At 76.3% G+C, this 13,275-nt stretch carries 5 protein-coding genes; all 5 read right to left on the bottom strand.

The features are described from left to right. Positions 1–4: 4 nt before the first annotated feature. The 5 genes from O7603_RS09190 to O7603_RS09210 all read right to left on the bottom strand — a co-directional run bounded on the left by O7603_RS09190 (position 5) and on the right by O7603_RS09210 (position 13,217). Positions 5–3,520, bottom strand: coding sequence for an amino acid adenylation domain-containing protein (locus O7603_RS09190; protein WP_281575268.1), 3,516 nt, complete (start codon positions 3,518–3,520; stop codon positions 5–7). Next, complete coding sequence (locus O7603_RS09195) at positions 3,517–5,826, bottom strand: lantibiotic dehydratase (RefSeq protein WP_281575269.1); 2,310 nt, start codon at positions 5,824–5,826, stop codon at positions 3,517–3,519. Before O7603_RS09195 ends, O7603_RS09190 begins: the two co-directional genes overlap by 4 nt. After that, a complete protein-coding gene (locus O7603_RS09200; protein ID WP_281575270.1) occupies positions 5,823–9,020 on the bottom strand; it encodes a thioesterase domain-containing protein in 3,198 nt (1,065 codons plus the stop codon). The genes O7603_RS09195 and O7603_RS09200 overlap by 4 nt, the downstream gene beginning before the upstream one ends. Further along, positions 9,017–12,493 (bottom strand): AMP-binding protein, encoded by a 3,477-nt coding sequence (locus O7603_RS09205; protein WP_281575271.1) that lies wholly within the window; start codon positions 12,491–12,493, stop codon positions 9,017–9,019. The genes O7603_RS09200 and O7603_RS09205 overlap by 4 nt, the downstream gene beginning before the upstream one ends. Positions 12,494–12,818: 325 nt before the next feature. Further along, on the bottom strand, positions 12,819–13,217 hold the full coding sequence (locus O7603_RS09210) for a DUF2267 domain-containing protein (RefSeq protein ID WP_281575272.1): 399 nt from the start codon (positions 13,215–13,217) through the stop codon (positions 12,819–12,821). Positions 13,218–13,275 lie beyond the last annotated feature (58 nt).

Raw genomic sequence — 13,275 nt, forward strand, 5'->3', positions numbered from 1 at the left:
TCCTTCAGTGCGCGGTGCCGCCGGGGCGGCGGGGTGGGTTACGACGGGTACGGCTACGTCGGGCGGCGGCCCGCAGCGCGGCGCGGGCCAGCTCCGGCCGGTCGGCGGCGCCGTCGAGGCTGGCGGCGAGCGCCCGGATCGTGGGGTGGCGGAAGAGGTCGAGCATCGTGATCGAGCGGCCGGTGGCGGCGGTCAGCCGGGCGTGCACCGCGGCCAGGGCGAGCGAGTGCCCGCCGATGTCGAAGAAGTTGTCGGTGACCCCGACCCGGTCGCGCTCCAGCACCTCCCGCCAGATGCCGGCGATCAGCTCCTCGGTGTCAGTGAGCCCGTCCGGGCCGGCCGGCAGCGGAGACCGCGGTGGCTCGCCGGCGGCGACCGTCATCGCGCCGAGCTGGGCCACCCGGACCGTCGGCCGGGGCAGCTCGACGGCGACGGCGCGCGCCGGCACGGACGGCTCGGCGGCCAGCGCGCCGACCAGGGTGGCCAGGTCGTCCAGGAGCGCCTCGATCCGCACGCCGTCGAAGAGGTCCGGGTTGTGCACCACCTCGACGCCGACGCGGCCGGCCCGCTCCACCACGTAGACGGTGATGTCGAACGGCGACCCGGGTTTCGGCACCGGCACCGGCTCGCCGACCAGCCCGGTCAGGGTCAATCGGGGCGGGACGAAGTTGAGCACGTTGAACAACACCTGCACCAGCGGCGCGCGGGAGGTGTCCCGGCCGACGCCGAGCGCCTCGACGATCCGCTCCAGCGGCGCGCCGGGGTGGGTGGTCACGTCGTGCAGCTCGGCCGCGCACCGGTCGACCAGCTCGGCGAAGCTCGCCCCGGCGGTGCGGACCCGGACCGGCACGGTGTCGATGAAGAAGCCGACCACGTCGTCGAAGGCGGCGAGTCGCCGGTCCGCGACGATCGCGCCCAGCACGTGGTCGTCCGCGCCGGTGAGCCGGGCCAACAGTTCGCCGAAGCCGGCCAGCAGCACCGCGGCGACCGTCGTCCCGCGCCGCTCGGCCAGGTCCCGTACCGCACGGTCGGTCGCTTCGGGCAACCGCACCGACGCCTCGGCGCCGGCGTAGGTCTGCACGGCCGGGCGCGGCCGGTCCCGGGGCAGGTCCAGCACGGTCGGCGCACCCGACAGGTGCCCGGCCCACCAGGCCAGGTCCGCCTCGCCCCGCCGGCGGTCCCGCTCCGCCCGCCACACCGCGTAGTCCGCGTACGTGGCGGACAGCGCGGGCAGGCGCGGCGTCTCCCCGGCCACCGCGTCGGCGTACGCGGCCGCGAGGTCGTCGTACAGGACCGCCTCGGACCAGCCGTCGAAGACCGCGTGGTGCAAGGTGATCGCCAGCACGTGCTCGTCGGGGCCGAGCCGGTAGACGGTCACCTGCCAGGGCGGCCCGGTGGCCAGGTCGAAGGCGTGCCCGGCGCCGGCGGCGAGCATGCCGGCCAGCTCGCCCTCGGCGTCGCCCACGCCGGTCAGGTCGACCACCGGCACGGCCACGTCGGTCGGCTCCTCCCGGACCGCGTACGGGACACCGCCGGTCTGCGGGATCCGCCAGCGCAGCACGTCGTGCCGCTCGGCGACCGCCCGCAGCGCCGCGCCCAGCGCGACGGTGTCCAGCGGGCCGTGCAGCCGGTGCGCGACCGCGATGTTGTACGGCGCGCTGGACGGGGCGAGCTGGTCGACGAACCAGAGCCGGCGCTGCGGCGGGGAGAGGGTGGGCGGGTTGCCGGTGGTGAGGCCGTCCCGGTCCGCCGGCGCGGCGGCGGCCACCCGGTCGACCAGCTCGCTGAAGGTGCGGCCGGTGAAGACGTCCCGGGTGTCGACGTGCCGACCCAGCTCGGCCCGGAGCGCGGCGACCAGCCGCATCGCCGCGATCGAGTTGCCGCCGGCGGCGAGGAAGTCGGTCTCCGGGCCGGGCCGCCCGCCGAGCAGCCGGGCCCAGATCCGCGCCACGGCCCGGTCGACCGGCTCGTCCACGACCGGACCCGCCGGCACGTCCGGTGCGGGCCGGGCCGCCGCGTCCAGCGCGCGCAACGCCGGGCGGTCCAGCTTGCCGGTGATCGGGCTGACCGGCAGCGCGGCCAGGCGCAGCACCCGGGCCGGCAGCATCGCGGTGGTCAACCGGGGTCCGGCGTACGCCCGCAGCCGCTCGTCGTCGGGCGCGTCGGCCGGGGTGAGGAAGGCGACCAGCTCGCTGCCGGCCGGGCCGGGCACCGCCTCGACGGCGACCCGGTCCACCCCGGGCAGCTCCGCCAGCACCGCCTCCACCTCGCCCAGCTCGATGCGCTGGCCCCGGACCTTGACCTGGCGGTCGGCCCGGCCGAGGTAGACGATCCGCCCGTCCGGGTCCTGCCGGACCAGGTCGCCGGTGCGGTACAACCGCTCGCCGGGCAGGCCCGAGAACGCGTCCGGGACGAACCGTTCGGCGGTCAGCGCGGGCCGGTTGAGGTAGCCGTCGGCCAGGCCGGGGCCGCCGATCAGCAGCTCACCGGTCGCCCCCGGCGGCACCGGACGCAGCGCGGCGTCCACCACGTACGCCCGGTGGTTGGGCAGCGGGACGCCGATCGGCACCGGGTCGGTCTCGGCGGCGGACAGTGGACCGCTGACCGCCAGCACCGTGGTCTCGGTCGGCCCGTACCCGTTGAGGAAGGCGCGCCCGGGCGCCCAGCGGGCGGCCAGCTCGGCCGGCACCGCCTCGCCGCCGCAGAGCACCACCCGCCAGGCGGGCAGCTCGGCCGGGTCCAGCATGCCCAGCACGGTGGGCGTGATGAAACCCCAGTTCACCGCGTGCGCGGCGACGAACCGGGTCAGCCGCACCGGGTCGGCCCGGTCGTCCGCGCCGAGCAGCTGCACCGCGCCGCCCAGCAGCAGCGGGACGAAGAGGTCCATGGTGGCCGCGTCGAAGCCGAGCGAGGCGATGCCGAGGCTGCGCACGCCAGCGTCCGCGCCGCTGAGCGCGACCACCCCGTGGACGAACTCGACGGCGTTGCGGTGGGTGGTGAGCACCCCCTTGGGCCGGCCGGTGGAGCCGGAGGTGAACAGCACGTACGCCGGGTCGCCCGGCCGGGCCGGGCAGGGCGCGAGCGGCGCCGGACCGGGCAGGCCCAGCGCGACCACTCCCGGCACGTCGGCGAACTCCGCCTCGGCCGCGTCACCCACCACGACGGACACGCCCGCGTCCGCGGCGATCTCGCGCAGCCGCCGGCGCGGACCGCCCGGCTCCAGCGGCACGTAGCAGCCGCCGGCGAGCAGCACTCCGAGCACGGTGGCGACCAGCTCCGGCCGCCGGTGTCCGCACACCCCCACCCGGCTCTGCCGGCCGACGCCGTGCCCGCGCAGCGCGGCCGCCACCCCGGCGGCCCGGTCCAGCAGCTGCCGGTAGGTGAGCCGGTCGTCCCACTGGCGCACCGCGACCGCGTCCGGCGTACGCGCGGCCTGCGCGACGACCAGCTCGGCCAGCGTCGCGTCCGGCCAGGGCAGCCGCTCCCCCCGCACCGCGCTGATGGACAGGATGTCGGTCACCCGTTCTCTCCCCGGTAGCTCATCGGATCGGTGATCTGCAGGCGCAGTTCGCTGACGTGCCCGCGGCCCCGCGCGTCGGTCACCCAGGTGTCCGCCGGCCCCGGCAGCAGCTCGCTGACCACCACCGACACGTCCGGGCCGCTCTTCGCGGCGGCGTCGACCATCTGGCACAGCGACTGGGCGTGCAGCGGGGCGGTGAGGTCGACGTAGCAGGGCTTGACCTCGGTGCCGACCTTGACGAAGACCCGCTCCGGCAGATCGAGCCGCTGCCGCCAGCGGCGGACGGCGAGGAAACGCTCGGCGTCACCGGCGAGGCCCGACAGGCCGCTCTCGCCGACCGTGGTCCGCCAGGTCCGCCGGGCCACCACCAGCCGGTCGATGGTGATCCGGGGCGTGTGCGGGGCCGGCGCGACGAGTTTGAAGCTGTCCAGCAGCAACGAGCCGACCAGGTTCGCGAAGATCTCCACCAGCGGCCACCGGCCGCCGTCCGGCAGCAGCGCGGTCAACTCGCCGTCCACCGGCTCAACCCGTACCTCGGTGGCCGGGACGAGCACGTCGACGTCGGCGCCGCGTGCGGTGTCGATGCCGATCTGCCGGTCGGCCGGGCCGGTGAACGCGTACGTCGTGCGGGTGGTGACCCGCGGGAAGCCCTCCGGGTAGAGCACCCGGACCCGGGCCGGGCCGAGGTCGGCGTCCAGCCCGGCGCGCACCGCCGCCGGGTCGGGGTGGAACGGCGCGAAGACCACGCTCTCGAACGGTGTGTACGCCGGGTGCAGCTCTCCGAGCACCAGCAGGAACTCGCCCCGGTTGATCGCGGCCACGTCGGGCGCGCTGATCTGCACGTCCGGACTGTGGATCCGCGCCGACGGCCACCCGGGCCCGGACGCCGCGAACAGCTCGGCCGCCCGCTCGGCCAGCTCGGCACTGCGCAGCCGCAGCTCCGCCTGGCCCGCCGCCGTGGTGTCGAGGCCGAACAGCTCCGCCCAGCGGGCGGTGAACTGCCCGCTGGCCGCGGCGAACGGGCCGTCCGGGGTGAGCAGCAGCCCCTGCGCCAGCGACCAGACGTCGGCGAGCCGGACCGGCCCGTCGCCGCGCAGCTCGGCGTGCAGCTCGTCGAGGAGCCGCCGCAGCGCCGCGCCGATCTCGGCGGTGAGCCACCGGGCGGCCTGCAGCACGATCGCCAGCGGCTCGGCGAGCGCGTCCAGCACCGCCGCGCCCACGATGACCTCCAGGTCCCGCACGGTCTCCTCGTAGAGCACCGTGCGGCCGGCGTACATCTGCCCGCTCTGCCGCGTCGCCGGGCGGCCGGTGAGGGCGGTGAACTCGTCGTTCAGCGCGGCGAGCGCGCCACCCAGCCGGCCGGGGTCGCCGGCCGCGGCGGCGACCGCGTCGCGGGCCGCGCACAGCCGGTCGAAGCCCGCGGTCACCTCGTCGCGGACCACGGGATCGCCGATCGCGGCCAGCCGGTCGCGCAGCGTCCGCTCGGCCCGCGGGCTGACCGGCAGGGCCGCGTCCCAGCTCAGCAGCCCGCGCTCCACCAACCGGTCGAGCAGCAGGTAACCGTCGGCGTCGGTGCGCGGCCCGGAACCACCGTCGGCGCGGGCGCGCTCCACCACCGTCGCCGCCGGGGTCCGCCCGTCGCAGTACGACAACAGCCGCGCCTCGGCGGCGGTGAGCTCCAGCGGCGGGTGCAGCGGCCGGCGCAGCTGCCGGCCCGCGACGCTCAGGTGCGGGGGCAGCGCGGGGGCCCACCACCGGCGCACCGCCAGGTCCTCCGCGAGCCGGTCGGCGTACGCGATCAGCGCCCACGCCTCGAAGTGGACGTCCCGCCGGGACACCAGCTCCGGACCGGGCCGCAGTCGGGTCGCCGGGTCGTCCGGGTCGAGACGCACCCAGCACACCGGCCCGAAGAAGCCGATCGTCTCCGCCTTGCCGCAGTAGCGCTGCCAGTACCGCAGCAGGCCCGACTCGCGCTTGCGTCGGCGCCAGTTGCGCGCCGCCGGGTCGGTCCGCAGCAGCCCGTCCAGGGCGATCAGCATGCCCGGGTTCTGCCAGGTGACCGCCTCGCGCAGCAGCGGGTCCCGGGCGATCTCGCCGGCCCGGACCGAGGTGTCGAGAAGCGCCGCCTGGAACGCCTTGTCGAACAGGTCCGCGGTGCCGTCGCCGGCGAGCAGCGCGTCCGCGGCGGCCGCGGCGTCCGGCGCGGCGAACGCGTCGAGCCCGGCCGCCGGAAACCCGGCGGTACGCAGTACGGCGTCGCGCCACAGCCACCAGCCGGTGTCGCCGAGCGGGATCCGGTGGCTCACCGGGCCACCTCCGGCTCGTCCGCGTCCACGATGTGCAGCCGCAGCTCACTGAAGTAGCGCCGCCCCCGGGCGTCGGGCACCCACGCGTCGTCGGGTGTCGGCAGCATCTCGCTGACCACCAGCGAGACACCGTCACCGCCGTCGACCCGGGCGGCCCGGACCATGGCGCAGAACATGTTGGCGAAGGCCGGGCTGCTCAGGTCGACGAAGCAGGGCTTGGTCTCGGTGCCGAGCTTCACGTAGACCCACTCGGGCAGGCCGAGGCGCTGCCGCCAGCGACGGACGGCGAGGAACCGGTCCCGCTCGCCGGTCACCGCGCCCAGGCCGCACTCCCCGACCGTGGTGCGCCACGTCTGCCGGGCCACCACCAGCCGGTCGAGCGTGATCCGCGGGGTGTACGGCGCCGCCGCCACCAGCTTGAACCCGTCGACGGCGTGCGCGGCGAGCAGACCCGCGAAGATCTCGGTCAGCGGCCACCGCTGCCCGTCCGGCGCGGTGACCAGCAGCCGGCCCGCCTCCTGGTCCACCGTCAGCGCGACCGTGGGCAGCACCCGCTCCGGGTCGGCGCCCGGGGCCGGCAGGAAGGCCAGTTGGCGGTCCGTCGGGCCGATCAGCGCCTCGGCGACGCGGCTGGTGCGCCGCGGCCAGTCCGTGGGGAAGAGCAGCCGGATCCGCCGTTCGCCGAGATCCTCGGCCAACGCCGCGCGCAGCCGCTCCACGTCCGGGTGCGACGGGGTGAACACCTGGCAGTCGAAGGACGGCCAGGCGGCGTGCAGTTCGCCGAGGACCACCGTGTAGTCGCCGCGCGCCAGGGCGTCCGCGTCCGCCGCGCAGATCTGCAGATCCGGGCTGTGCAGCCGGGAGTTGGTCCACCGCGGCCGGACGGCCGGGAAGACCTCGGCGACCCGGGCGGCGAGGTCGTCCACGCGCAACCGGACCTCGGTCGTCCCGGCGGGCAGGGCGTCCAGCCCGAACAGCCCGGCCCACCGGCCGGCGAACTCGGTGGCGACCGCGTCCACCGGCCGCTCGCCCCCGCCCCAGAACAACCCCTGCGCGAGGAACCACAGGTCGGACAGGGCCACCGGGCCGTCGCCGGCCTCCGCGCGCAGCTCGTCGTAGAGGTCACGGAACACCGCCCCGTACGCCTCCTCGAGCGCGCCGGCCAGCCACCGGGCGGCCCGGAGCAGCACACCGAGCGGCGCGGCGATCCCGTCGAGCAGCGGCGCGCCGAAGACTACGTCGAGGTCGCGGCTGGTGTCCTCGTAGCAGAGCGTCCGTCCGGCGTACATCTGGCCCTCGCGGCGGCGGGGAGGCTGGCCGGTCAGTGCGGTGAACGTCTCGTCGAGCGCGTCGAGGGCGACCAGCAGCCGGTCGGGGTCGCCGGCCGCCGCCGCGACCGCGTCCCGGGCGGCGCGGAGCCGATCGAAGCCCGTCTGCGCGGCGTCCCGCGCGGTGGGGTCGCCGATCGACTCGATCCGCGCGTTCAGGACCTGTTCGGCGTCGGGGCTCACCGGCAGCGCGGCGTCCCAGGTGATCAGCTCCCGTTCGACCAGCCGGTCGAGCAGGGCGTAGCCGTCCTCCGGCCGGCGCAGGCCGACCTGCGGGTCGGCGACCAGGTCCCGGGCGGCACGGCGGCCGTCGGTGGCGGCGAGCAGTGCCGCCTCCACCGGGGAGAGCGGAACCGGCGGCCGGCCCGGCCGCAGCACCGCCCGGTCGGCGAGGCGCAGCTGCGGGGCGAGCCGCGGGGCCCACCAGGCGCGCACCGCGAGGTCCGCGCCGATCCGATTGGCGTACGCGGCCAGCGCCCACGACTCGAACCACACCCAGCGGCGGCGGGTCAGCGCCGGCCCGGGGCGGACCTCGGCGGCGCCGGGCCGGGTCGGGTCGATGGTGGCCCAGCAGCTGGGCCCGAAGAACCCGACCGTCTCGTTCTTGCCGCAGTAGCGCTGCCAGTACTTGAGCAGCGCCCGTTCCCGGTCGCGCCGGCGCACGTTGCGCGGCGCGTCCGGGCCGCCCTTGCGCAGCCCGTCGAGCGCGAGCAGGGCGTTGCGGTTCTGCCAGGTGACCGCCTCGCGCAGCAGCGGGTCGCCGGCCAGCTCGGTCAGCCGGCGGCCGGTCACGGCGACCGCCTCGGCGAACTCCTTGTCGAACTGCTCCTCCCCGGTCCCGGTGGCGAGCAGCTCGTCGGCGGCCGCGGCGGCCTGCGGCGCGGCGAGCGCGGTCAGCCCGTCGGCCGGGAAGCCGGTGGTCCGCAGGATGGCGTCGCGCCAGACCGACCAGCCGGTGTCGCCCAGCGGCACCCGGTGCGCGCCGGCCGGAGTGCCGGCGGTGCGTCCCGCCGCGGCGGCGCCGGGCGCCGCGCTGTTCGGGCCAGCCGCGCCGTCGGTGCGGTCTGTCGCGGCGGTGCGGGAGGCGACCGGCGGCGGGGCGGCCTTCCTGGCGCGGGCCAGCTCGGCCTCGCCGGCTAGCGCGGCGGCCAGGTCGGCGCGGATCGTCGCGAGCAACTGCGCCAGGGCGTCGTGCAGGAAGAAGTGCCCGCCGTCGATCTCGTGGAGGGTGAAACCGGCGGTGGTGTGCTGCCGCCAGGCCGCGCTGTGCTCGCGGGTCACGGCCCGGTCGTGCCGGCCGGTGAACACCACGATCGGCACCGGCAGCGGCTCGCCGGGTGCGTAGCGGTAGCTGTCCACCCGGCCGAAGTCGGCGCGCAGCAGCGGCAGCAGCAGCTCCACCAGCTCGGGGTGGTCGAGGATCTCGGCGGGCAGCCCGCCACCCTCGCCGAGCCGGCGCAGCAGCTCGTCGTCGTCCACCGTGGAGAGCCCGTCGAAGAGGCTGGGCGCGGTGACGTGCGGGGCGCGGGCTCCGCCGACGTACAGCCGCAGCGGCAGCGGGTACCCCTCCCGGCGCAGCTCACGGACCACCTCGAAGCCGACCCGGCCACCCATGGAGTGGCCGTAGAGGGCGTACGGGCCGGTGGCCCGCTCGGCGACGGCCCGCGCGACGTCGGCCACCCGGAACCGGGCGTCCTCGGTGATCCGGTTCTCCCGACCGGGCAGTTGCACCGGCAGCACCTCGACGCCCGCGCCGGTGCCGTCCTGCCAGTGGCGGAACGCGCTGGCGCCGGCGCCGGCGTACGGCAGGCAGAAGAGCTGGACCGGGGCCGGATCGCGGCCTCCGGCGGAGACGAACCAGGTCACCGTGCGCCTTTCTGCGGGGGGTCGATCCAGTAGCGCTGTCGCTGGAACGGGTAGGTGGGCAGCCCGGTGCGCCGTACGCCGCCCTCGGGGTGCAGCGCCGTCCAGTCCATGTCCCGGCCGGTCACCCACGCGGCGGCCAGCTCGCGCAGCTCCGCCGGGTCGCCGGCCACCCGGGCGCCGGTCTCCAACAGGTCGTCGAGGGCGGCGATCGCGTCGGCCAGGTCGGTGGCGACCACCGCGGCCCGGCAGTCGAACGCCCGCCGGCCGAGCGCGAGCGTGGCGGCGACCTCGTCCAGTGCCGGGGCGGCGCCGGCGAGGTGCTGCCGCAGCCGGGCCAGCGCCTCCCGCAGCGCCGCCGGGGTGCGTGCGGAGACCGGCAGCAGGTGCGCCGCGGAGCGCGGCCCGTCGATCGGGTCGACCGGCGGCGGCTGTTCGACCACGACGTGCGCGTTGGTGCCGCCGAGCCCGAAGGAGCTGACCCCGGCGACCCGGCGCGCCGCGTCCGGCCAGTCCCGCGCCTTGGTGGGGACGTAGAACGGGCCGCCGGCAAGGTCGATCTCCGGGTGCGGCCGGGTGTAGTGCAGGTTGGGCGGGATCACCCCGTGCTGCACGGCGAGCACCGTCTTGATCAGGCTGGCGATCCCGGCACCCGCGTCCAGGTGCCCGATGTTGGTCTTGACCGAGCCGAGGGCGCAGGTCTCCGCCGGACCGCCCGCGTACACCTCGTGCAGCGCGGCCACCTCGATGGCGTCGCCGAGCGGGGTGCCGCTGCCGTGCGCCTCGACGAACCGGACCTCGCCCGGGGCCACCTCGGCGGCGGCGAGCGCACCCGCCACCGCGGCCGCCTGGCCGGCCGGGCCGGGCACCGCGAAGCCGGCGCGGTCCGGGCCGTCGTTGGTGACCGCCCAGCCGGGCAGGATCGCGTAGACGCGGTCGCCGTCGGCCTGCGCGTCGGCGAGCCGGCGCAGGGCCACTACCCCGACACCGGAGCCGAAGCCGGCGCCGTTGGCCGCCTCGTCGAAGGCGCGGCAGCGGCCGTCCGGGGACGCCAGCCCGCCCGGGGTGTGCCGGTAGCGGGGCCAGGTCACGTTGACCCCGCCGGCGAGGGCGATGTCGCACTGGTAGTCGGCCAGGCTCTGCGCGGCGACGCAGACCGCGACCAGCGAGCTGGAGCAGGCGCTCTGCACGGCGACCGCCGGGCCGGTCAGCCCCAGCCGGTACGCCACCTGGCCGGGCAGGTGGTCGGTGAACTGCCGGCCGATCAGCCGGGCCTCCCAGTCGTCCGGGTCCACGTCGCCGACCACGGCCGGGTTGTCCATGAGGTGGAACAGGAAGTAGCGGTTCGCGGAGGTGGCCGAGTAGACCCCCACCAGCCCGGGGAAGCGGGTCGGGTCGTGGCCGGCGTCCTCCAGGGCCTCCCAGGCGGTCTCCAGGAACAGCCGGTGCTGCGGGTCGGTCCGGGCCGCCTCCGCCGCGCCGAAGGCGAAGAACTCCGCGTCGAAGTCGGCGATCCCGTCGAGGCGGCCGGCGGCCCGGACGTGCCGGGGGTCGGCGCGCAGCCCCGGCCCGATGCCGAGCGCGGCCAGTTCCGCGTCGGTGTGGTCGTGCACGGCGTCCACCCCGGCGCACAGGTTCCACCAGAACGTCGCCAGATCCGGTGCGCCGGGGAAGCGGCCGGCCAGACCGACCACGGCGATCTCGTCGCCGGTGTACTCCCGGGCGGCGACGGACGGCGCGGGTGGCGTGGTGAGCGCCGGCGCCGGGGCCCGGTCGGTGGCGGCCGGGTCGTCGAGCAGCCGGGCCTGCGCAGCCACCGTGGGGTGCTCGAAGAGTCGCAGCATCGGCAGCCGCACCCCGAACCGTTCGGCGAGGCGCTGCTGGACCTGACCGAGGAGCAGGGACTGGCCGCCCACGTCGAAGAAGCTGTCGGTGCGGCCCACCGCGTCCCGGCCCAGCACCGCGCACCAGACGTCGTGCACGGCGCGCTCGGTCGCTGTGGCCGGCGCCGCGCCGGGCGGGACCTCGTGGGCCGGGTCGGGCAGCGCCCGCTCGTCGACCTTGCCGGTGACGGTGAGCGGGAACTCGTCGACCGACACGACGGCGCGGGGCAGCGCGTACTCGGGCAACTGCCGGGCGAGCGCGGCGCGCAGGCCGGCCGGGTCGAGCGGCCCGCCGGCCGGGCGGACGTACGCCAGCAGCTCGCCGTCGCGGGCGATGGCCCGGACCGCGGCGACGCCCGGCTCGGCGGCGAGCAGCGACTCGATCTCAGTCAGCTCGACCCGGAAGCCGCGCACCTTGACCTGGCGGTCGAGCCGGCCGAGGCAGCGCAGCTCGCCGGTGGGCAGCCGCTCACCGAGGTCGCCGGTCCGGTAGGCCGGCACGCCGTCCGGGTCGACGGAGAACCGGTCGCTGTCGCGGTCGAGGTAACCGGGGGCGAGGTGCCGGCTGCGCACCACGATCTCGCCGGTCTCGGCCAGCCGCAGCTGGTAGCCGGGCAGCGCGGTGCCGATCGGCAGCGGCCCGGTGGCGGACGGGTCGGCGTCGGCCAGCGGCAGCGCGTGCCGGGCGGCGAACGTCATCTCGGTCGCGCCGTAGCCGTTGACCAGGACGCATCCGGGGGCGAACCGGTCCCGGCCGCGGGCCGCGTCGGCATGGGTGGCCTGCTCGCCGCCGAGCAGCACCACCCGCACCCGCTCGAGCCGGTCGACGCCGGGGGTGTCCAGGAGGAACCGGTAGACCGTCGGGGTGGAGTGGTAGACGGTCACGGCGTGCCGGGCGAGCTGCTCGACGGCGTGCGCCAGCCCGTGCCGGCGCAGGTCGACCGGGATGACGGCGGCGCCGGTCAGCAGCGCCGGGAAGAGGTCGGGGATGGCCGCGTCGAAGCTGAACGAGGCGAGCAGGCTGAGCCGGTCGGCCGGGCCCAGGTCGAGGATGTCGATCTGGTTGCGCACCACGTGCAGCAGGTTGCGCTGGGTCTGGCCGACCGCCTTCGGCACGCCGGTGGAGCCGGAGGTGAACAGCACGTACGCCAGCGCGTCGGGATCGGTGGACACGGGGCGCAGCGGGGCGGGGCGCACCTCGTCCACCGGGACGGTGCGCAGGCCCGGCCGGTCGGCGCCGAGCTGCCGGGCCAGGTCCTCGTGTTCGGCTCCACACAGGACGGCGCGCACCTCGGCGGCGCCGAGCATGTGCCGCAGGCGCCGCCGCGGAAAGGTCGGATCCAGCGGCACGTACGCGCACCCGGCGGCGAGCGCGCCGAGGATGGCGGCGATGGTGCGGGCCCCGTGCGCGGTCAGCAGCGCGACCCGGTCGCCCGGTCGGACCCCGGCCGCCGCGAGGGCGTTCGCGTACCCGCCGGCGAGGCCGGCCAGCTCGGCGTAGCTGAGCTGCTGGGTCTCGCCGAGGACGGCGGCGTGGTCCGGACAGGCGGCGGCGACATCGCCGAAGCGATGGATCAGCGTCTCGTTCGCCATGTCAGGAGGCGGGCGCTCCACCCACGATGGAAGCGCAGCATTCGACAGCGGTATTCATGATCCCCCCCAGGACGTCACATTGAGAGCAGCATATGGCTCGATGCCTGGGTCCAAAGATCATCAATAAGAGTCCGGCCGAAGAGCCGATCGTCGCCTCGGACAACGGACGTCAGAATTGGTCCGATCATCCCCCTAGCGCGTAGAGGAATTACCGAATAGGCGATAACCCGCGAGTAATCCTACGGCTATGAAGGCCCACCACCGGCAAATTTCCCACAACGTAGGCGCATGTCGGACCTTGGACAGGATGGGTGGGCTCGTCGCGTCAGCCATCGTACGGCGACGCCGGCCTCGGCTCGATGCCTCCGTCGAAGCCGCGCGGCAGCCGCGCCACCATCTGCTGGAACTCGCCCACGGTGACCGCCTCGCGCAGGGTCGCGAAGACCGCGGCCGTCCCGGCCCGCGCGGTCACCTCGTCAACCCCCGCCCGCTCCCCCACCCGGCGCAGGAACTCCGCGGGGCCGGCGGCCGGGCCGCCACGCCCTCCATCGGGCCCCGCCAGATATCCGTCCAGCTCATCCGGGAGCTGACCGGCGAGATCGTCCGCCTCACCAGTGACCCGTTCGGCCATCGTCTGCAGCACGGCACGGGCGACGGTGGCGGACTGCTCCGGCGCCAGCCCGGACCGCCGGGACACCGCGTCGATGAAGCGGGGAAACCGCACGCCGCCCCTCCTGTCGTCACCGGCCCCGCGCTTACCCTCGGCGGGTGACGGCAAACGA

Source organism: Micromonospora sp. WMMD812 (genome assembly GCF_027497215.1).
Taxonomy (GTDB): domain Bacteria; phylum Actinomycetota; class Actinomycetes; order Mycobacteriales; family Micromonosporaceae; genus Micromonospora.